We start from the raw sequence: 20,833 nt of genomic DNA, 5'->3' as shown, positions 1-20,833 counted from the left end.
CCATTTGGGCAATGTACGGACGACGTTTTATAAAAACCCGAGCACCCATCAGCTGGAGGTGTTGCAAAGAGACGATTACTATGCATTTGGATTAAGAAAAAATACACAATTCGGAAATAATAAATATCTTTATAACGGCAAGGAGTTGCAGGAGGAATTAGGACAGTATGATTACGGCGCAAGGTTCTATGACCCTGTTATTGGAAGGTGGAATGTTATTGATCCGTTGGCGGAGCAATACCTAAGTTATTCGCCCTATGGTTATTCAATAAATAATCCAATAATGTTTATAGATCCTAATGGAATGGAAATTATCTCTATTGCTGGCGGATATAAATTTACCGAAGAAGATGCAGTAAGTGCCTTTAATGTTATATCCGGTAGGGCAAAAAATGTTTACCTTTCTGTTGCCAAGAAAACAAGTGATTTCAATTACCCAGACAAGAATAATAGAACAAGAAATGGTCAATGGGCAACGTTTGCGGGTAAAAATATGTATGAGGGGTTGGATGCCTTAAATACCATAGGGGGAGTGTCAGATTTTTCTTTAGATAATTTAATAATAGAAACTCATGGTGGCCGCTCAAAGCGTACTGGAGAATCGGTGTTAGGATTAACTTGGGATAGTGACGTCTCAACTAATGCTGCTGATCATATTTTTAACACTGAATTTAGATTGGCGAATGGGGAAATAGAAGGGGCCACTTTACTCAATAATCCTAATGTCGCTAAAAAAATGGAAATGTTTAAAGCCCTTACAAACAAATTAACGGATGGCGGAAATCTAATTTTTGGCTCTTGTAGCATAGGGGCGGGTACAGCAGGTTTAAATTTTGGGAAAAGCATGAATACGTTCACAGGTGGAAGACTTAATATATTAATGGCTCAACAAACCGTCCAACCCAGATATTATGCGGATCCGAATACAGGTAAGACAGGGCCATGGCTTTCCAGGATGTTTAGTGAAAAATTTTTGTGGACTCAGCCCAATGGTAATCAATATCAAAACACGTCAGTAAGTCTTTCTGGTGTGATTGGTTCACCTCCAGTAACTCTCAGAAAACAATAAAACATATGAAAATAATCAAGTTTTTCCCTTTATTTTTTTTCTCATTATTGCTTTCATTTTGCATTTCATGTAGAACATCGTACCCTAAAAAATATCCTACTCAAGCAATTACTAGGATATATTTACAGATGCCAAAACTTTTAGACCAGAAGAAAATTAAAAGCGAGTTCCCTATAAATGAATTAAAGAATGCGCAAATGTATGCTAAAGAACATGGGTATGCTATGTCACCACTGAACTATAGGTTTAAAATTGATAAAACAGGAAATATTCTCGACGGCAGGTTTGATATTTCAAACAATAAGCCGGGCGATCCAGTTACCTCATACTTTAACAATATTTTCCTCACTTATAAATGGCACCCAGCGTACTATTCTCACACTAATGAGAGATTATCTGCTTTGGTGGAAATGTCGGTTTATTCCCTTAAGCAGAATGAGATCTTTGAAGTCAGTTTCAGATTGATTTATCTACCAGATAAAGAAAATATTCAGGATATTTTATCAGAGAAGAATTTGATTTATAAGTTTAAAATTCGTTAATCGATGTTGTTTTATAATCTGCAAGTTGTGTTTTTGTACGTACATCCCGCCCTAAGCTGGCGCACGCGTGTCGCGTGTGAGAGATGAATAAATTTGTAGCAAAGCCCGGCAGGGATGTGGACTGAACCCCAAAAGTTGGACGAAGTTAAAAATTAATTAGGATTAAGAGCCCGGTATTTTATCGGGCTCATTCCGTTTAAATTGAGTTTGATTCTGTCTTTATTATAGTATTCAATATATTCCGTTATGTTCTTTTTAAGTTCATCAACTGAGGTGCATTTTTTAAGGTAGAACATTTCGGATTTAATGATTCCGAAGAAATTCTCAATTATAGCATTAACGTAACAATTTCCTTTTCGCGACATACTCTGTGTTATCCCTTTTTCACTTAGCATCTGTTTGTACCGGGCCATCCTGTACTGCCAGCCTTGATCTGAGTGTAATGTCAATTTTTCGCCCCCTTTAAGCGTTTTAAATGCATCCTTCAGCATATCAGATACCTGTTGAAAGTTAGGTGTTTCAGAAAGATTATAGCTGATAATCTCACCATTAAACAATTCTATGATCGGCGAGAGGTAAACTTTTCTATCCTTAACCTTGAATTCAGTAACATCTGTAGCCCACTTCAAATAAGGCTTTTTAGCCGTAAAATCCTGTTTAAACAGGTTGGGCGCTGCTTCATCCCTAACACTCTTGTAGGATACATATTTCTTACTTCTGATTAGTGATTTAAGGCCTAAGCTGTCCATAATTTTTAATACAGTTTTATGGTTGATAATGCTTCCCCTGTTCTTCATTTCCAAGGTTATCCTCCGATATCCATACCTTCCCTTATGATCATCGTAGATCTTCTTTATCTCTTTCTTAGCACCTTCATGTTTGTTCGGCACAGAGCTCCTTTTCACATGATAATAGTAGCTGCTTCTGGCAATTTTTGATATACCAAGCAAAATATCTAATGGATATTGCAGCCTTAACTCACAGACCACTAACGCTTTTTCCTTTGCTGTGTTTGTTTTAATAGAGTTAAGGCATCGAGCTTTTTTAAGAAATCGATCTCGGCTTTAAGGTATAAATTCTATCTTTCAAGCTCTTCCAGCTGCACTGCCCCCAAAAAGTTAGACACTATTTGGGGGCAGTGCAAAATATCGGGCTTTGTTATTTCTGTAGTAACCCAAGTTTAATTAGTCTGGCTTTGATTGCTCCATAAGTGCGAGAATGCAGTTTAGCGAGCTGGGTTAATCTTGATGCCTTTGTTAAAGCGTTGTGTGAGCAATGCATCTTCTTCTTCACTCCATGGAAGGCCCTAGTTACCTTTTTCGGCGAGGGCTTTAAGTTGGTTAATGGCAAAGAAAAGTGTTCGGATGATTTCGGGATGGTTGTACGGGCTATCGGCATGGAACACTTCTCCGGTTACGAGATCTGTGCCGATGGCCAGCGCCTGGAGAATTTCCAGGTGGCGGTTATTATCCTGCATAGGCTTTGCCGGTTTTAGCATCGCGTATGATGGCGTTGGCCAGAAAAAGGAGTTTGTCCTTAATGGAGGGGGCGAGTTCTTCTATTTCATCAATAAGCTTTAAGGTCTGTTTGTCAAAGCCTGTTTTGCTGCCAGGTAATCGAGCGAAACTTCGTTTCTTTCGTACCTTCCAATAATTACCACTATTTCATCGCATGGTTAGTCGGTTTCAGTCCCCTTCTTTAGCGTATGTTTAGATTTTCGCTATTGCCAGCCTGTATGTAGCCGGTACCAAAATAAAAAAAATAGCTCAACGGTTTCAAAATCACTGGGCTATTTATCTTTTAGGTAGGGACTACTTTTTAACTTTAATACTAAAAGCAATAAGACAAAAGGGTTAACTATCGAAATCAAAATAAATATATTGATTAGTTCGAATATGCTGCTGATTGAAAATTTTTAGCCAGCACTAACTATCCTATATCAATTTTTCAGAACTAGTTAATCCATAAAAAGAAAGAGCGATCAGTCATGATCGCTCTTTCTTTTTATGGATCTGTTTCTTCGTCATCCTCGTCTTCTATCCACTCATCCAGTTTGGTACCTTCGCCATCAGCAAATGGAATTTCCTGTTCTGTGTATGCTGAATCATCTTTTTCTTCCTTAGGCAGGTGTCCTTCTCCGGCGTTTCCACCTGCACGGTGCATTTGGAACTGATCAGAATCTTCAATTTTTTTCTCGTCTTTTGGTTGATCTTCCTGGTCTCTCATAACTTTATATTTTTCTTTAAATAACAGTTTCGCGCTGGCATAAGTTTTTATTTTCAGAAAAATGAAAGGTATAGAAAAATCGTTTTAAATATATTTAATCTGTTTAGTCTAAAAATGCGTATTTATTTTATTGCAAAACTATCAGGTTAAATATATTTTTGCTTTATTGCCAGATATTACCAACGTTCCACTAAATGAAGAACCATTCCATCAGTTTAACTCCGGCTAAATGTGAGCTTTTGGATAACATCCTAAAAGAATTTGATGAAGAAGTTTACATCAAATCTGATCGTGTGCTTAAAATTTTCAGGGGTAACGGGAGTCTGGCATCAGATTATTTAGATTTTCTGGTCCAGATGAATCTGGTTATTTTGGTAGGGCAGGTAGATGGCATACCGTTGCCGGCCATGGTGGGGAAACAGGCTGGTGTTGATATGTTTATCAGCGAAGGTGGGTTTAAACGTCGCTATGCACTGAACAAGCTGGAACAGGATACCGGCAAAAGTATTTTTGATTTACAGAATGAAAATCTTGATTTAAAAGAAAAACTAACGAAGCAGGAACAACTGCTTAAAAGTTTAGAAAATAGCCTTACACAGCAAGGCAAGGATATTTTAGAAAAGTGGCTGGTACGGATCTTATGCTTTCTTGCAGGGATATTATGTACCTATGCTTATTATAAAATCTTTCACTCCGCTTAAAAAAGCGTACTCGCACCCAAATAGTCATTCACTATTTTTAAAATTTCCTTTCCTAAATCCACCGCATTTCCAATGCCTACACCTTTTATCGCAGCCAGTTGATCGGCCGACCGCGGAGGCTTAGCCGCAATGTTTAATAAAGCCAGATCAGATAAAACAGAATGTGCCGGAACGTTTCGCTGCTGACTGAGGCCCTTTCTCCAATCCACCAGGCTTTGATATAATTTCTGGTTGATTACTTCTTTAGGAAGTTCGGTTTTGGCGAAGGTTAGTTTTTTAGGTCGCTGATCAAATTTATTGGTTGCTCCAAGATAAGTTTTAGTATAATCTTCCAGCGAAAAAGGATGCCATGAAAAATTAAAGAGTGCCAGTTTAACATTCAGCGCATTGGCGCAATGGCTTAGGGTGGCTAAAACCCTTTCTGATTGTTCATCCAGGTAAATATTTAAGGAAGCAAATTTGCTCATTTCATTGGTCACCGTTTCGAGTTTCGGAATAAAATATTGAGCTGCCTTGGTCAGACGGCCTAAAAAAATTGCATCATTTTCCAGGTTTGCGCTTTTATCTATTTTAACCAGTTCCTGATCTTTAAATCTTCCCGCAACCCGGATGATGTCTTTTTCCAGCAGGTCATTAACAACCGCGCGGAGGTTATCCAGTGCTGCATTTTCATCATTTGCCCTGAATTTTGCAGTTTTCAGGATCGCCCAGTAAGCCTGAATGGCACCGAAATCAAATAAATCATCAATCAGGTTCCAGGCATATTGCTGCTGGAAAGTATTTAAATCATTTGCAGTGGGCTTCTTGCTCACAGCTTGTTCTGTAAAAGCAATAATCCTTTTATCTGTCATGATATTTTCCATCTTCACAGGAGCTTTAAGCAGCAGGCCATCCAGGCTTTTACAGCGGCTTAAGGCTACATAAGCCTGGCCATGGGTAAAAGATGAGCTGATGTCTACAATGGCTTTCTCAAAAGTTAAGCCCTGACTTTTATGAATGGTAATGGCCCAGGCAAGCTTAAAAGGGTATTGCGCAAAGGAACCGGTATTGGTTTCATTAATTTTATTTTCATCCTGATCCAGTGCGTATTTAACATTTTGCCATTCTTCACGCTCTACTTCAAATGACTGACTATCATCCAGAAACTGCACATGAACACTATCTTTTTCTATACCGACGACCTTCGCAGCCTTACCATTATAATATTGTTTTTTTCCTGAAGAATCGTTTTTAATAAACATCACCTGCGCACCAACTTTCAAATGGAGCACCTCATCCACCGGATAGGCATCTTTAGGGAAATCGCCGGTTACCCTGGCTGCGAAAGTATGCGTTTCACCATCCAGTTTTTCAAGGCATTCCGTATTAATCTGCCCAACCAGGTTATTGTGGGTGGTTAAAGTGATGTAATCTTCTTTCCAGGCATCTGCCAGTGTTGGATCATAGTGTTCATTCAGCTGATTTAAAAGGGCAGGGGTGAGCGTGTTTTCCCTGATCCGGTTTAAAATATCCAGAAACATGGGGTCAGACTGCCGGTAAACTTTCTGCAGTTCGAAAGTAAGCAGTGAAATCCGCTTTAGAATTAAACTATCGAAAAAGTAAGGGCTTAAATAATAATCTTTAAGGATATGCCAGGCATCATGTGCAATGGGTGAGAGCTGGTAAAGGTCGCCGATCATTAAAACCTGTACGCCGCCAAAGGGTAAATTGGATGCTTTTACATTTTTGAGTGTCTGGTCAATAAAATCGAGCATATCTGCCCTGACCATACTGATCTCATCAATCACCAGAAGTTCAAGGCATTTCAGTAATTTAATTTTATCCTCAGCATATTTCAGTTCTTTTGAAGGTTCGCCAGGCTGATTTGGAATAATGGGACCAAAGGGCATCTGGAAAAAAGAATGGATGGTTACCCCGCCTGCATTGATGGCAGCTACGGCAGTGGGTGCCACAACGGCGAAATTTTTAGCAGTGGTGGACTTGATTTTACGCAAGAGTGTGGTTTTCCCGGTTCCTGCCTTTCCCGTTAAAAATATAGGTTGGTTGGTGAATTGAATAAAATCAAGGATAAGTTGATGATCCTGATCCGAATTTTCCAAATTGTGCTTGTTATCCATCTTTACTTACTGATCTCCTGAAAGCATTTCGCTAATTTTTGCAAAGATGCACAGAATTGGACTGATCCTGGCACTCTTTTCTATACAGGTTATGCACAAAATCATCATCATAATCATTGAATCCGGATTTGGGGCCTTATTGCCTAAAGAAATGGAAAAGGTATCCTGTTGATGCTCTGTGGTGTTTTTAAATATGACATTCAACTAAAGAAAATATCTTTAATATTTTTGTTTACTAAGTATTTTAGTATAGATTTGTTTGTCTCGAAAGAGTTATTGATGATTTAGCGAAGAAAGCAGCTGGCTGTTTTCAAAGAATAGGGGATAATATGACTGTTACCGTTTTAGCAATATTTGAAACAGATTTTCGACCAGACCATTCACTGGGTAAAATTATGAATGAGCGGCTTAAAGTGGCTGCGGATGACTTACGTGATATCCATTTACAAGCGATGGAGGCAGTAGGGCAACGCAGTGATGATTTAGTGGTGTACATCAGTTACAATCCAAAATATAAGATTCGCTGGCGCATTGTAAATGATGTACCGGAAGAGGTAGAACAGTATGTTGGCCGGGTTTGTGGCGATTTAGGCTACATTCAGTGGAAAACTGCTGTGATGAATATTTTTAAAGGGAACGAATAGCCATACCAAATGCAATATGCCCTGTTAAACGGATGTAAAGCCGAAGCGGTAAGGGGTGCGCAGGGCATTTGCATGTGCTGCGGGCAAAAGGTAATTGCCAAATGCGGATCCATTAACATTAAACACTGGGCACATGCGGTGGCAGACAGATGTGATTCCTGGTGGGAAAATGAAACCATCTGGCACCGCGAATGGAAAGCTGAATTTCCGGTCAATTTTCGTGAAGTAAATTTTTTTGATGAAAAACTGCTGGAGTTTCACCGGGCCGATATCCATACCGTTGCCGGAATCACCATTGAACTTCAAAACTCAGCCATTTCATTAACAGAACTACAGGCACGTGAAGCCTTTTATCCCAAATTAATCTGGTTAGTGAACGGATTAAAGTTCAAGGGCTTTAAAATTTTAAAGTCAATTCCTGATCCCCATCATCCTGCGCTTGATGATTTTGAATTTTGCCTCTCGGAGCATCTTTCGATGATCCGTAAAATTGATGCGCTAACACAAAATCCCAATCCCGCGATTCTTAATTTCTACCACCAGGATTTAAAATCAGTTCCTGTTAGTACAGCATTTTATGCTTTCAGCTGGCGCCATCCACATCAGGCCTGGATGCGGGTATCGTGCCCTGTTTTTATCGATTTCGGTGGGCACTTTTTATACTGGCTGAGAAAAAGATACCAGATTTCAGGCCATTACAGCTATCTGCAACTGGTGAGTAAAAAATCTTTTCTGGCCAAATATGCCATTGGTTGATGGTGCTGAAGCGATGGCATTTACATTTGTAGCGGCATGATCATAATTTTTTCCGGAACAAACATTCAGCATCATTTTCCAGTTAGTTATCATATATCTTTTTAAATATTAGCACATATAACAGATGAATTTAACATTCAAATTAGGCGATATTGAAATTAACCGTTTGGGTTATGGCGCCATGCAGTTAACCGGACAGGGTGTTTTTGGTGAGGTGGAAGACCGTGAAAATGCCAAAAAAGTTTTACAGGCCGCTGTAGCAAACGGGGTGAATTTTATTGATACTGCCGAAGCTTACGGGCCAAAATTTAATGAATTACTGATCGCAGATGCATTACATCCTTATCCATCCGGATTGCTGATTGCGACCAAAGGTGGCTTTGACAGAACCGGACCAAACAAATGGGTTCCAAACGGTCATCCGGAGAAAATTAAAGCTGACATTGAAGGAAGCCTGGAAAGGCTAAATGTTAAACAGCTTGACCTGTGGCAGCTGCACCGGATTGATCCGAATGTGGATGTAAAAAAAACACTCGCACCAGTAATTGAGGCGGTTAAAGCTGGAAAGATTAAACATGTGGGTTTATCTGAAGTTGGTGTAAATGAAATTAAACAGGTGCAGGATCTTTTACCTGTAGCTTCTGTACAAAATATGTATAACCTGGGGGATCGAAAATGGGAAGATGTATTGGATTATACTGCTGAACAAGGCCTGGCCTTTATTCCGTGGTTTCCATTGGCTTCGGGACCTGCCAAACTGGAAGATAAAATTAAAGCGATTGCAGCAGCACATCAGGCCACTACTGCCCAGATTGCTTTGGCCTGGTTACTTCAGCGTTCAGACAATATCCTGCTCATTCCGGGTACCAAATCAATTGCACACCTGGAAGAAAACCTGAAAGCAGCAGACATTAATTTATCTGTAGCAGAATTTGAAACCCTTTCCCGTCAATAAAAAATCCAATAACTGGTGGTTGATGTTCATCAGTCATCAGTTATTTTACTTCCTTCTTTCTGTTCTTCTTCTCAAGAACGGTAACAGATCAGAGCCATCAATTTTTTTCCATACGCGTCGACCATAAAAAAGCATTTCCACCAATGTAACTTTGTAAGTAGGTTTTGATAAAAAACCCATTTTTTTTATAAATTGAAGGATAAAATCAGATATTTAGGTATGAGAAAAATTATCCCTTCTTCATTGTTATTGCTATCTTTTTTCTTCTTTCAACATACTATGGCACAGCAAAAACCCGCAGTTTTAAATCATATTGCTGTTTATGTATCCGATTTGAATAAATCAACAGCCTTTTATGGTACTGTATTTAATTTAAAGGAAATTCCGGAGCCCTTTAAAGATGGTAAACACACCTGGTTTTCTTTGGGAAATGCCGGAGCTTTACATCTGATTCAGGGGGCCAAAGGCAATCAAATTTTCGATAAAAACGAACACCTTTGCTTTAGCGTGTCTTCTATTGATACGTTTATTAAAGTATTATCAGCGAAAAATATTGCCTTCGAAGACTGGGCGGGCAAAGCAGGAGCGGTTACCCTCAGGGTTGATGGCGTAAAACAAGTTTATTTTAAAGATCCGGACGGACATTGGCTGGAAACAAATGACGCAAAATAAAGCATCTGCTATGATTCACCGTGATATTCCTTTTTAATTTCAGACATATGATTTCTTCTTTTTTTTCCAAACTGATCATGATAACGGTTTTGCTGCTTCAGTTTGGCATGGCCAGGGCACAACAGGAAGGTGCTGAAGCAGATTTTGAACAGGTGATGAACAGGTTTAATGCCGTTGGTGCTGCTGTTGCAGTAGTAAAAGCAGGCAAAATTATCTATACACATTCTTTTGGTTTGAAGGATCTGGAGCATAAAACGCCATTAACTAATCAGGATATTTTCCGGATCGCCTCCATTTCAAAATCTTTTTCTGCCACCGCTATTATGCAGATGATTGAGGCCGGGAAATTGTCTCTTAATGATGATTTCGGTGATTTAGTTGGTTTTAAAATCAGAAATCCAAAATTTCCGGATCAGAAAATTACACTGAAAATGGCACTTTCGCACACGTCCGGTTTAAATGACAGCCAGGGATACCTGAACCTGGATTTGATTAACCCTGATAAAAACCCGGATTACGCAAAGTGTTATAACGACTATGCGCCCGGAAAAGGATATCAGTACTGCAACCTGAATTTTAATCTTATCGGAACCATTATTGAAAAAAAATCCGGTGAGCGTTTTGATCAGTACATTGAAAAACATATCCTGAAACCGCTGGGACTTTATGGAGGCTATTGTGTCGATTCTTTAGACAGCAATCGGTTTGTGAAGCTTTATGAATACCATACAGATACCAAAAGTTTCACGCCATCGCCGGCTGCCTATGCGCCCAGGCGGGAAGAAATCAGCCAGTATGTAATGGGTTACAGCACGCCCATTTTTTCGCCAACGGGCGGAATGAAAATTTCGGCAACTGATTTAGCGAAATATATGATTATGCATATGCACTATGGTCAGGCTGATGGTGTGAAAATCATGTCCAAAAAGCATTCAAGGCTCATGCAAACCAAAATTACGGAGGACGAAGAATATGGCCTGGCACTTCGCCAAACCAGTAATTTAATTCCGGGGGTAAAACTGATTGGGCATACCGGCTCTGCCTATGGATTGTACAGTACCATGTTTTTTAATCCGGAACAAAAATTTGGCTTTGTAATTATTACCAATGGAATAAATGCCACCTACACAGGAGATTTTCCAGATTTTAGCAGGGCTGCACTGAATAGTTTATATCATTATTTTATGCCTTAACTCACTTGTTAACAGTAAGTTGTTTAACTTAATTGGTGCGTTAGATTCATTTGATGAAAAATGTTATCGTCAGCAAATTCATTTTGTTAAAACTTTTAGTGCTGAATATTACTTTTAAATAGGCTGATCGGAAAATATGCTGTAAGCAATATGATATTATCCGTCAATGGCTAAAAATTTAACCATCTAATTAAAAAATATAATGCCCGAAATTTTACAATTCCCAGGAGATGCTTATCCCTTAGGCGCCACATGGGATGGTAAAGGAGTGAATTTTGCACTTTTTGCAGAAAATGCAACTGCTGTTGAACTCTGTTTTTACGATCATGAACACGCAGATACAGAAACAGACCGGATAACTATTCTGGAGAGATCTCACGAAATATGGCACGCTTATATTCCCGATATTAAACCCGGCCAGCTTTATGGCTATCGTGTACATGGCCCTTATGAGCCTGAAAACGGGTGCCGGTTTAACCCGAACAAAGTATTGTTAGATCCTTATGCCAAAGCGATTGCCGGAAACATCAGGTGGGATAATTCACTGTTTGGCTATAACCTGGGTGATCCGCTGATGGACCTGAGCTTTAGCGAAAGTGATAATACCGCCTTTATTCCTAAATCGGTGGTGATCAACCCGGCCTACGACTGGACCGGAGATGTGCATCCCAAAACCGATTATCACGAAACGGTGATTTATGAAATGCATGTTAAAGGCTTTACCAAAACGCATCCTGAAATTCCTGAAAATATCCGTGGAACTTATGCCGGATTGGCACATCCGGTGGCCATTGATTACCTGAAGAAGCTGGGCGTTACCGCAGTTGAGCTGATGCCTGTTCACCAGTTTATATCAGATCATCATCTGCAGGAAAAAGGATTGACCAATTACTGGGGATACAATACCATTGGGTTCTTTGCACCCGATTCTCGCTATGCCTCATCCGATGTAAGAGGCGGACAGGTAGACGAATTTAAAGATATGGTTAAAGCACTCCATGCCGAAGGAATTGAAGTGATTTTAGATGTGGTTTATAACCATACCGGCGAAGGCAATGAACTTGGGCCGACTTTATCCTTTAAAGGGATTGATAATGGTGCCTATTATCGCCTGGAAGAAAACAGGCGTTATTATACTGATTATACCGGAACCGGAAATACCTTAAACTCCATGTTACCCAATGTGCTTCGTTTTATTATGGACAGTTTGCGTTACTGGATTCAGGAGATGCACATAGATGGTTTTCGCTTTGATCTGGCTTCTACGCTGGCCAGAGAACTGCATGAAGTAAACAGGCTAAGTGCCTTTTTTGATATTATACATCAGGATCCCGTGATTTCGCAGGTGAAATTAATTGCTGAACCCTGGGATGTAGGTGATGGTGGTTATCAGGTAGGTAAATTTCCTCCGGGCTGGGCTGAATGGAATGGCATGTACCGCGATACAATGCGCGATTACTGGCGCGGAAACCCAAATATGCTGGGTGAATTTGCACAACGATTTTTAGGGAGCCCGGATTTATACCAGGAAGATTACAGAAGGCCTACGGCAAGTATAAATTTCATTACTGCCCACGATGGATTTTCGCTTCATGACCTGGTTTCCTATAACGAAAAACACAATGAGGCAAATTTAGATCATAATTCGGATGGAGAAGACCACAACAGATCCTGGAATTGTGGTGCAGAAGGTGAAACCGATGACCAGCATATCGTGCAGCTTCGTCAACAACAAAAAAGAAATTTCCTGGCTACCTTATTTTTATCTCAGGGTATCCCGATGCTGGTTTCCGGAGATGAAATGGGGAAAACACAACTTGGCAATAATAATACCTATTGCCAGGATAATGAACTGTCCTGGTTAAATTGGAATGCCGTAGATGAATCATTGTTATATTTTACACAACAAATGATTGAGTTACGCTTAAATCATCCGAGTTTAAGAAGAAGAAAATGGTTTAACGGACAGGAAGTTGGCGATGATGGGGTAAAAGACATTGCCTGGTTTACACCTGATGGCAATCCAATGAAAGGCTATAACTGGGAAAGTGATTTCGCCAGGTCTATCGGGATATATTTTCATGGCGAGGGCATTCAGAGTAAAGGACCAATGGGCGAAGACATCCTGGACAATCATTTCTTTATTATATTTAATGCCCATTACGAGGGACTTCAATATCAATTACCCAGCGAAGATTACGCTAAAAAATGGCGAAAGGTTTTAGATACCGGTACGGGAGAAATATCAAAGGATGACTTATCCTTACATGAAGCCGCTGAAGTGCTTACCGTTGGCGGAAGATCTATACTGGTTTTAAAATCAGAGGAGTAAAAAAGGAGATTTTTTAATCTCCCTTTTACTTAAGATTAAAGTAAATTGGCCAATCCGTTTTTTGGATAAGGAATGGTCAATAGCTTAATGGTCGCTTTTGGATGATTTACGGCATCACCACCCATTTTCCGGCTAAAGAATTTTTCCTGAACAGGCAAATCAATCAGGTGATTGGCATCTGTAATGGCAGGTTTAGTCATTTTGTCTTCCCTTTTCGCACTATTCTTTTCTACTAACATCACCTTTATTTTAAGAATTAACGAAACGTTGATAAGTGCTGGCAGATTTAATTTTTTCCAATCTTAAAAAATCATTTAATTTAGAAAACTCCATACTATGGATCGCTCTAATTGTTGATTTTAATTTTTCGCTGCTTACGCCGAGTCTTGCTGCCCAGTAATTGCGATCTTGTTCGTCAGAAATGTCGATTAACTCTTTACGAGCTGTAGTCGAAATATTTTGAGTTTCCATAGGTCTATAATTTGGTTAACGGATATGTAGGGAACAACAAATCTTAACGCTTGGTTTTATAGATTTAATGGGATTTTGTTTTTTTATTGTCAGGATTGTAAAACTTAAGCCTAATTTGATGGATTTGTGGATAAAAATGATGGCTTAAATCAGTTTTTAGCTTGATTTAGCGGTTAAATGTCAGAATTATGCTTTTTTTTAAATCATTATGCTGCAATTAAATGTAATGCAAAAATTACATATGAAGATTGGTTCTCCTACCTGAGCAATTGATTGGACGATAAAAATTAATCGATACCGTTTCCATTTTAACGGATGAAAACTTGCGAAGTCTTGCCGGGTTACGGCTTTTAAGACTTCGCAAGTGAAGGTTTTTTAAAAAAAAAATTAATATCCCGGATTCTGGATCAGGTTTGGATTGCCCAGTTGATTATCAGGAATAGGGAATAAAAGATATTTTGCCTCGCTGGCTGCTTTTTCCTGCCAGGCGGCAAGGAATTTACCAAAACGAATTAAGTCTTGTCTTCTGAAACTTTCCCAATACAATTCACGGCCCCGTTCATCTAACAAATTATCCAGCGTCAAGGTACCTAATGTTGATGCGCCCCTAACTGTTCTGATGGAATTGACAATTGTCAGGGCTGCGCCCGCTTGCGAAGTTCTGAGTAAAGCCTCTGCTTTCATCAACAAAACATCAGAATAGCGGTAATATACCCAATCGTTATCAGGTTTTCTGGAGCCGGCATTTTGGTAATCAATTGGATATTTAATTACCCGTATTCCGGCTACTTCCAGGTGATTTGGATCTCTTTCAATGATGCTTACCTCCGGAGTAAAGGCCAATGGATTTCCTTTTCTGTCTTTTAAAGCCGCACCGGTTTGGTCAAATTGCTGACCAACTAAAAAGCCTACTCTGATTCCTGAAATATTGGTTTGACCTGTATATGTCCCCCCTCTTCTTTGATCGGTAGCCTCGAATTTGCCGTAAAAATTGGATAAGGTTGCAAATCCATTATAGCCATTCGGATTTTGGTTATAGTGAAGCGTACACTTCCATTGTCCATCTAAATCACTTCCGTCATTTCCTGCAGTATTTTCTGCAGTAAAAATGTTTTCTTTTGAGAGAACATTATTAGAAGGCGCAAAGTTGTCGAAATAGTTCGCAGATAATACATATCCTCCTGTTGCAATTTCATCAGCTAATGAAATCACCTTGGCCATATCAGCAGCATCAAATGTAGGTGCGGTACGGTTTAAGAATGCGCCTTTATTCAGATAGACTTTCATCAGCAGGGTTTTTGCAGCATTCTTATTTGCGAAGTTTGCTGGACCATTTGGCAAGTCTGGAATAATGGCAGTTAACTCACTGATTAAATAAGCAATTTCATCAGCTGCATTTCTAACCTTTGAAGGCAGTATTACACCTTCACCAGTTTCCCGGTAAGGCACCTGGCCCCAGCCATCTAAAATTGAAAATTGCGCAAAAGCCCTCAGAAAACGAGCTTCAGCTGCCTGTGCCGGCGTTGGACTGAATCTTAAAACCGTAGTAGCCGCATAACTTATGCTATTTAGATCTCTGAATACGCCCGATATTCTGGCATCATCTGCAGCCCACTTGTGTAAATGGAGTGCTCTCCATGCACCATTATCATCCCAGTCTCCTGCTCTTGTCGGAACAATTGCCTCATCAGAGGTTACTTCCTGCAAAGCAGACCAGTTCCATGGGGCTTGATAGGGACCTCTCATGGCAATATAAGCGGCAGAAATTAATCCTGGTACGTTCCCCTGAGAAAGTGTACCTGAATTTACCTGCCCATTTAAATTTTCATCTAATTTGGTACAGCCGGATAGCGCTAAAGTAGCTGCTATACAAGCAATGATATATTTATTTTTCATTTGATTACTATTGAATGATTAAAGAGAAAAATTAACACCAAAATTGAATGTTCTTGCTGTTGGATATGCGGTATAATCTATACCGGCAGAAGGAACACCATTCACACTTTTGTTTACATTTACTTCCGGATCAAAACCGGTATAGTTCGTAATGACGAAAAGATTCTGGCCGTTGATATAAACATTTAATGATTTGATCGCTTTTCCGATATTGCCGATGTTATAGTTTAAGGTTGCATTGGCTAGTTTTACATAATCACCTTTTTCGATGTACCTGGAAGATGCTGCAATTGGGTTTGCAAGAGATTCCTGTACAGGTAAAGCAAGAATGCCTGAAGAAACATTTCTGGAACCCAGGTTGGAAATTGCTAAAACGGAGTTTGCTGTATTATTGTAAATACTTTGTCCGAATGAACCATTAAAGTTAGCACTGAAAGATAATTTTTTATACCTTAAATTTGTGCTTAAACCCATGATAAACTTTGGATTAGGATTGCCTACATAGTATTTGGTAAATCCATCATCGGTATACAAAGAAAATCCATTGGCATCTAAACCATTGTATTGTCTGGTTACCATGGCAAATAAGGGTAGGCCATTTTGAATCACTTCTGTGGTTACATCACTTAATCCCTGACCGCTTAAAGCACCTGTTTTAATCAGGTCGCTCAGGTTTTCGACTCTGTTTTTAATGTAGGTTAAATTACCGCCTAAAGACCATGATAAATTATCTTTTTCAATAATATTGGCATTTAAACTCATCTCTGTGCCTTTATTGATAATCTCACCACTTAAGTTTTTCCATGTAATTACATTACCTTGCTCGGCCGGAGCAAATGCGGTTTGCGGATATAATAAATCTTTTGTGGTTTTATTAAAATAATCGATAGATCCCGTCAGTTTATTTCCGAATAGGCCAAAATCTATACCGGCGTTGGTTTGTTTATCTTCCTGCCATTTTAAGTTATCGTTTTGGTTATTTATACCCACCTGCGGAATAGGGTCTCCAGCCTTGCTAGGTGTTCTGTATACAAAACGTTGCTGAGATGAGCCCGAAGGGAAATCCTGGTTACCGGTGATCCCATAACTTGCCCTGATTTTCAATACATCCAGCCAGGCTACATTGGCAAGAAAACTTTCCTGTTTAATATTCCAGGCTGCCGCAAATGATGGGAAATAACCATATTTATTATTTGTACCAAACTTTGTTGAACCATCTGCTCTGACTGTTGCTGTTAATATGTATTTATTGTCATAGTTAAAGATAGCCCTGGCAAAGTATGATTGTAATTCAGTTGTTGGATCATAACTGGTTACAAAAGTTCTGTTTGCCTTAAGTGTAGCCTCAAAAGCATCAGTGTAGTCAAGCGGTAGATTTCCGAAACCGGTTGCCGTATTAACAGCACTTTTATTTATGAAATTTGAATATTCATAACCGATAACAGCATTTAAATTCAGTTTAGAAACAATTTCTTTGTTAAAATTTAAGGTGTTGGTGAACTGCTGCGTAACCAATTCTGTATTGGAGTAGCTGGCATAACCACCTAAAAAGTCTCCCGAAGGCTGAATACCCTGCAGGTTTAAAGTACTTCTGGTTGATGCTCTTCTGATCCCTGTGCTGTAGTTTACACTGGCTAGCATTCTGTATTCTAACCAGGGCGTAATTTTATAATAAGGCGAAACGCTTCCTAAAATGGTAGATACTTTAGCTTTGTCGCTGTTTGCAGCCAGGGCAGCTAATGGATTGATCGTTGTAGAACCATAATCAATGAATAAGCTTCCATCCGGATTATAGAAAGATTGCGTCGGGTTCCAGGATAAAGCCTGGCTGATCAAACTTCCGGTAAATCCGGCATCAGTGGTAATGGGTGCAATATTTTCCAGATACTGATTGCTGATCATGTTTACATCAAGACCAAGCTTTTTGCTTTCCAAAAACTTAAAGTTTCCATTAAAACCAGCACTGTATTTTTTAAAATCTGAACCTTTAATAATTCCCTGTTGATTCTGGTAACCCAAGGAAGCCCTGAATGTATTACCATTTGTACCGCCACTAATGCCTACTGAATAGTTTTGGTTGTATGCTGTTCGTAAAACCTCGTCTAAAGCATTCACACTGGTGCCAAAATCACCGCTGGTTAAACCATATTTTTTGAGTGCGGCACGATATTCATCCCCTGTTAAAACGTCAACTTTGCGGGCAATGTTACCTACGCCTGCAGAAGCATTGATGTCTATTTTAGTATCACCAGATTTTCCACGTTTAGTGGTAATCAACACCACACCATAGGCCGCTCTTGAACCATAAATGGCTGTAGCCGATGCGTCTTTTAAGATTTCCATGGATTCTATATCTGCCGGATTAATAAAGTTGAGTGGGTTTCCGGCAGGAGCAGTACCAATACCTGCGCTGGCAGAAGGCCTGGCCGAACGTCCGTCTAATGCCACACCATCTACAACATATAAAGGTTGTCCGGATCCTGTAATGGCCGAATTTCCCCTGATGCGAACAGTAGAGGCACCGCCTGGCTGACCGCTGTTGTTAATCATTTGCACACCGGCAACTTTCCCCTGAATCAACTGATCGGGCGCATTAAGCGGACCTTTATTAAAATCCTTTGCTGAAACAGTGGCAGCGGCTCCGGTAAGATCGCTTTTCTTAACCGAGGCATAACCCACTACCACAACTGCATCCAGATTATTAAGCGAAGCGAGCGTAACGTTTACCAGGGTTTGATTGTTTACACTAACGGTTTGCGATTCAAAGCCTACAAAACTCACAATTAATTTTGAAGTTGCTGAAGGTACAGCAATCTGGTATTTTCCTTCTGCATCTGTTTGTGCTTTCACGTTTGTGCCGGCTACCTGAATGGTAGCACCAACTAACGGAAGTTTGTCATTGTCGTAGATAATTCCTTTTACCACAGTCTGGGCAAAGGCGGTAACACTGAGCGAAATCATTAGCAAGATAATGGTTGTCAGTTTCCCTAAAAAATGCAATTTCTGTTTATTGTGGAAAACAGACCAATTGCTAAGTAAAGTAAGGTTCATAGTTGTTTTAATTAATGGTTAGAAAAATATATTTTAAAATAGCGCACTTAGCGGTTAAGGTGGTGCAGGTTTAAATGGGTTCATATTGAATTTAAGTTAGTTGTTATTTATATAAAGGTTCGGGTGTTTCTATTTTCTTTCTGGCGATTTCCAACGCATAACTGATGCATTTTTCCAGCGGTTTATGCTGAAGGTAGGCGGCAATAAATCCCGACCAGAATGCATCTCCGGCGCCTGTAACCCCCTTTATGGCGGCTGCCGGAAGTGCTGGCTGATATTGCCATTGCCCACTTTGTTCTTTGTACCATACACCATCTTTACCGCAGGTGAGGCAGATCAGTTTTATATCTAGCTGATCTAACCATTCCCTGGATTCTTCCATGCTTAATGATTTTCCGCTGAAGCGCTCGAGGTCATCCACACTGATCTTCAGCAAGGGATTTAACTGGCAAATTTTCTCGAAAACTGCCTGGCCATCATTTTCACCCCAGACGGAAGGTGCGAAATTCCAGTCGATGGAAACTTCTTTGTGAAGTAGATTTGCTTTTGAAAAAGCAGCCAGAATGGTCTCACGTGCAGGGGAGAGGCTCAGTGAAAAAGCAGTGGTATGCAGCAGATCTGCAGATTCGATCAGTTGATCTTCAATTTTTGTAATGTAAGCATCTGCACTGCGGTAAGCTATAAAATCTGGTGTTTCCGGATTTTTTCCAACCAGCACGATCGTAGTTTGGTGTTTGGGCGAGCGCAGCACATATCGATTGGAAAGCCCTGCGGTTTCAAGCTCATCCTTTAAGAAAAGGCCCAGGTTGTCATGGCCCACAGTGGCCACCAAATCAGCAGGTATGCCCAGCCATTTCAGGTTGCAGCAAAAGTTAGCCGCACTTCCGCCCTGGCTAATTTTAAATGCCGACGGTGAGGCCAGGGATGGGATATTTTCCTCAGAAATGATATCAGCCAGTAATTCACCGATAACCAGTGCCTTTTTTTGTGAAATGTTATTGATAGATTCCATTTGCTTGCGCACTACGCTTTAAATAAGTTTTTAAATTCCGGATGAGTCAAGGCTTGTTCAGCAATGATGGCACCAGCGGCGCTCCATGTGCATTTTTCTACACCGCAAGGTGTTTTGGCCAAGCCGTGCAGACATTCATTAAAGCTGTTTTCATTTTGATTAGCCGCGTGAATATTCATGGTTAAATGAAGTGCCATATCTGTTTCCCCATTTAGATGTAATGCTGCTGCCATCCAGCCATTCCATACCGGCCACAAACCACCATTGTGGAAATAATTGGGCAGGTTTCTGAAGGAATAAGCATGGTTATTTTTCAATTCATTCATATCGGCATCGTGTACTTCTATCGTTGGTGCGAATGATGGAATCAGCGATTGATTTTCTGCATAATTATCTTTTAGATATTTCAACAAAATATTGTTCTGCTGGTCATTTCCAATACCTAGTAACAAAGAAAAGGCATTTGCCTGAAGGTCGAAATAGGCGTAAATCCTTGCCGGGTTAAAGCCCATCAGCCAGAAATCGCCGGAAGCATCTGTTAACTGATGTAGCAGATTAGGTGCATAGGCATTTTTTGGTTGTTCGGTTTTCCAGTAATTATCGATAATAGCAGCGGTAATGTTTTGTGCTTTTTTTGAATAAACTGCATTTTTTGTCAGCCTGAAAGTCAGTCTCAAAGCCCAAACACGAAGCAGCTGATCAAAAAGAATGTAGCCATGTTGAATATATTCATCAGCCCAATCGCCGCTTTGCGGCACATAAATCAGGTGTTTCCCGTTAAATTCCCAGGCTTCCATCACCGCAAGGCATTTCTCCACTTGTTGCTGATATTTTTTCCATAGACTATAATCTTCGGTTAAAATGGTGTATGTACATAAGCCAATGACAGCCCAGGAAGGATTATCGGCTCTGCCCGATGTACCGCCGTAACTGGCTGCACCATCTGCTGGCGAAACATTTGAAGGCATAAAACCACTTGCGTGCTGTTTGTTAAAGAGGGTATCGATGGTTGATTGAGCTGTTTTAATTAATTGCTCATCGCCACTTAACAGCGCGGCAATGCTGGTAATAACGCCATCCCTGGTCCAAACGCGTTTGTAATTGTCGTATTCATTTACGGCGGCTACAAATCCGAATGGTGTTGAGGCTTCGTGTAAAAGGTTCAGCGCTTGCTGATATGATTTTTCGTTTACCAT

The 20,833-nt window shown here is 40.0% G+C and carries 18 protein-coding genes and 1 pseudogene; 9 read left to right on the top strand and 10 right to left on the bottom strand.

The window, feature by feature from the left end; translation table 11 throughout:
- A partial coding sequence (locus OQX64_RS07525; protein ID WP_322974933.1) for an RHS repeat-associated core domain-containing protein occupies positions 1-1,069 on the top strand: 1,069 nt, incomplete at its 5' end.
- A 128-nt stretch (positions 1,070-1,197) separates the two neighbouring features.
- Positions 1,198-1,611, top strand: coding sequence for a hypothetical protein (locus OQX64_RS07520; protein WP_265818276.1), 414 nt, complete (start codon positions 1,198-1,200; stop codon positions 1,609-1,611).
- Between the two features lie 152 nt (positions 1,612-1,763).
- Here OQX64_RS07520 and OQX64_RS07515 read toward each other — a convergent pair.
- The 3 genes and pseudogenes from OQX64_RS07515 to OQX64_RS07505 form a co-directional block, all read right to left on the bottom strand.
- Positions 1,764-2,654: pseudogene (locus OQX64_RS07515) on the bottom strand (IS3 family transposase); the annotation flags it as partial.
- Positions 2,655-2,917: 263 nt separating this feature from the next.
- Positions 2,918-3,109, bottom strand: a complete 192-nt coding sequence (locus OQX64_RS07510) for a hypothetical protein (RefSeq protein ID WP_265818275.1) — start codon at positions 3,107-3,109, stop codon at positions 2,918-2,920.
- 506 nt (positions 3,110-3,615) lie between these two features.
- Entirely contained in the window at positions 3,616-3,837 is a 222-nt protein-coding gene (locus tag OQX64_RS07505) for a hypothetical protein (protein ID WP_265818274.1), read from the bottom strand.
- A gap of 194 nt (positions 3,838-4,031) precedes the next feature.
- Between OQX64_RS07505 and OQX64_RS07500 the strand changes: the two genes are divergently transcribed.
- Positions 4,032-4,538, top strand: a complete 507-nt coding sequence (locus tag OQX64_RS07500) for a hypothetical protein (protein ID WP_265818273.1) — start codon at positions 4,032-4,034, stop codon at positions 4,536-4,538.
- Here OQX64_RS07500 and OQX64_RS07495 read toward each other — a convergent pair.
- Entirely contained in the window at positions 4,535-6,655 is a 2,121-nt protein-coding gene (locus tag OQX64_RS07495; RefSeq protein WP_265818272.1) for an HRDC domain-containing protein, read from the bottom strand. The genes OQX64_RS07500 and OQX64_RS07495 overlap by 4 nt on opposite strands.
- A gap of 329 nt (positions 6,656-6,984) precedes the next feature.
- Between OQX64_RS07495 and OQX64_RS07490 the strand changes: the two genes are divergently transcribed.
- The 6 genes from OQX64_RS07490 to glgX all read left to right on the top strand — a co-directional run bounded on the left by OQX64_RS07490 (position 6,985) and on the right by glgX (position 13,207).
- A complete protein-coding gene (locus OQX64_RS07490) occupies positions 6,985-7,299 on the top strand; it encodes a hypothetical protein (protein ID WP_088301543.1) in 315 nt (104 codons plus the stop codon).
- Positions 7,300-7,308: 9 nt separating this feature from the next.
- Positions 7,309-8,055 carry a competence protein CoiA gene (locus OQX64_RS07485; RefSeq protein ID WP_265818271.1) on the top strand — a complete coding sequence of 249 codons (747 nt, stop codon included), beginning with the start codon at positions 7,309-7,311 and terminating at the stop codon, positions 8,053-8,055.
- A gap of 124 nt (positions 8,056-8,179) precedes the next feature.
- Positions 8,180-9,010, top strand: a complete 831-nt coding sequence (locus tag OQX64_RS07480) for an aldo/keto reductase (protein ID WP_265818270.1) — start codon at positions 8,180-8,182, stop codon at positions 9,008-9,010.
- Between the two features lie 219 nt (positions 9,011-9,229).
- A complete protein-coding gene (locus OQX64_RS07475) occupies positions 9,230-9,682 on the top strand; it encodes a VOC family protein (protein ID WP_265818269.1) in 453 nt (150 codons plus the stop codon).
- A gap of 47 nt (positions 9,683-9,729) precedes the next feature.
- Positions 9,730-10,875 carry a serine hydrolase domain-containing protein gene (locus tag OQX64_RS07470; RefSeq protein ID WP_265818268.1) on the top strand — a complete coding sequence of 382 codons (1,146 nt, stop codon included), beginning with the start codon at positions 9,730-9,732 and terminating at the stop codon, positions 10,873-10,875.
- Between the two features lie 202 nt (positions 10,876-11,077).
- On the top strand, positions 11,078-13,207 hold the full coding sequence (glgX, locus tag OQX64_RS07465; protein ID WP_265818267.1) for a glycogen debranching protein GlgX: 2,130 nt from the start codon (positions 11,078-11,080) through the stop codon (positions 13,205-13,207).
- Between the two features lie 35 nt (positions 13,208-13,242).
- On the opposite strand, the gene OQX64_RS07460 is transcribed toward glgX, so the two are convergent.
- The 6 genes from OQX64_RS07460 to OQX64_RS07435 form a co-directional block, all read right to left on the bottom strand.
- The gene (locus OQX64_RS07460; protein WP_088301539.1) at positions 13,243-13,446 is read right to left on the bottom strand and encodes a hypothetical protein; all 204 of its coding nucleotides are present in this window, start codon (positions 13,444-13,446) and stop codon (positions 13,243-13,245) included.
- A gap of 10 nt (positions 13,447-13,456) precedes the next feature.
- A complete protein-coding gene (locus OQX64_RS07455; protein ID WP_088301538.1) occupies positions 13,457-13,678 on the bottom strand; it encodes a DUF3606 domain-containing protein in 222 nt (73 codons plus the stop codon).
- Positions 13,679-14,065: 387 nt separating this feature from the next.
- The gene (locus tag OQX64_RS07450; RefSeq protein WP_265818266.1) at positions 14,066-15,574 is read right to left on the bottom strand and encodes a RagB/SusD family nutrient uptake outer membrane protein; all 1,509 of its coding nucleotides are present in this window, start codon (positions 15,572-15,574) and stop codon (positions 14,066-14,068) included.
- 18 nt (positions 15,575-15,592) lie between these two features.
- Entirely contained in the window at positions 15,593-18,625 is a 3,033-nt protein-coding gene (locus tag OQX64_RS07445) for a SusC/RagA family TonB-linked outer membrane protein (RefSeq protein WP_265818265.1), read from the bottom strand.
- A gap of 103 nt (positions 18,626-18,728) precedes the next feature.
- Positions 18,729-19,637: a carbohydrate kinase family protein gene (locus OQX64_RS07440; RefSeq protein ID WP_265818264.1), complete on the bottom strand. Its 909-nt coding sequence runs from the start codon at positions 19,635-19,637 to the stop codon at positions 18,729-18,731.
- A gap of 11 nt (positions 19,638-19,648) precedes the next feature.
- Positions 19,649-20,833, bottom strand: a complete 1,185-nt coding sequence (locus tag OQX64_RS07435) for a glycoside hydrolase 100 family protein (RefSeq protein ID WP_265818263.1) — start codon at positions 20,831-20,833, stop codon at positions 19,649-19,651.

Source organism: Pedobacter sp. GR22-10, assembly GCF_026239715.1.
Lineage (GTDB): Bacteria > Bacteroidota > Bacteroidia > Sphingobacteriales > Sphingobacteriaceae > Pedobacter.
Note: the sequence above shows the minus strand (reverse complement) of the source record. Positions and strands in the feature narration are given on the sequence as shown.

Excerpts from the sequence above, each read along its gene's own strand:
- OQX64_RS07520 (WP_265818276.1), top strand. The coding sequence starts at position 1,198 with ATGCCAAAACTTTTAGACCAGAAGAAAATTAAAAGCGAGTTCCCTATA.
- OQX64_RS07510 (WP_265818275.1), bottom strand. The coding sequence starts at position 3,109 with ATGCTAAAACCGGCAAAGCCTATGCAGGATAATAACCGCCACCTGGAA.
- OQX64_RS07505 (WP_265818274.1), bottom strand. The coding sequence starts at position 3,837 with ATGAGAGACCAGGAAGATCAACCAAAAGACGAGAAAAAAATTGAAGAT.
- OQX64_RS07500 (WP_265818273.1), top strand. The coding sequence starts at position 4,032 with ATGAAGAACCATTCCATCAGTTTAACTCCGGCTAAATGTGAGCTTTTG.
- OQX64_RS07495 (WP_265818272.1), bottom strand. The coding sequence starts at position 6,655 with ATGGATAACAAGCACAATTTGGAAAATTCGGATCAGGATCATCAACTT.
- OQX64_RS07490 (WP_088301543.1), top strand. The coding sequence starts at position 6,985 with ATGACTGTTACCGTTTTAGCAATATTTGAAACAGATTTTCGACCAGAC.
- OQX64_RS07485 (WP_265818271.1), top strand. The coding sequence starts at position 7,309 with ATGCAATATGCCCTGTTAAACGGATGTAAAGCCGAAGCGGTAAGGGGT.
- OQX64_RS07480 (WP_265818270.1), top strand. The coding sequence starts at position 8,180 with ATGAATTTAACATTCAAATTAGGCGATATTGAAATTAACCGTTTGGGT.
- OQX64_RS07475 (WP_265818269.1), top strand. The coding sequence starts at position 9,230 with ATGAGAAAAATTATCCCTTCTTCATTGTTATTGCTATCTTTTTTCTTC.
- OQX64_RS07470 (WP_265818268.1), top strand. The coding sequence starts at position 9,730 with ATGATTTCTTCTTTTTTTTCCAAACTGATCATGATAACGGTTTTGCTG.
- glgX (WP_265818267.1), top strand. The coding sequence starts at position 11,078 with ATGCCCGAAATTTTACAATTCCCAGGAGATGCTTATCCCTTAGGCGCC.
- OQX64_RS07460 (WP_088301539.1), bottom strand. The coding sequence starts at position 13,446 with ATGTTAGTAGAAAAGAATAGTGCGAAAAGGGAAGACAAAATGACTAAA.
- OQX64_RS07455 (WP_088301538.1), bottom strand. The coding sequence starts at position 13,678 with ATGGAAACTCAAAATATTTCGACTACAGCTCGTAAAGAGTTAATCGAC.
- OQX64_RS07450 (WP_265818266.1), bottom strand. The coding sequence starts at position 15,574 with ATGAAAAATAAATATATCATTGCTTGTATAGCAGCTACTTTAGCGCTA.
- OQX64_RS07445 (WP_265818265.1), bottom strand. The coding sequence starts at position 18,625 with ATGAACCTTACTTTACTTAGCAATTGGTCTGTTTTCCACAATAAACAG.
- OQX64_RS07440 (WP_265818264.1), bottom strand. The coding sequence starts at position 19,637 with ATGGAATCTATCAATAACATTTCACAAAAAAAGGCACTGGTTATCGGT.
- OQX64_RS07435 (WP_265818263.1), bottom strand. The coding sequence starts at position 20,833 with ATGGTAAACGAAAAATCATATCAGCAAGCGCTGAACCTTTTACACGAA.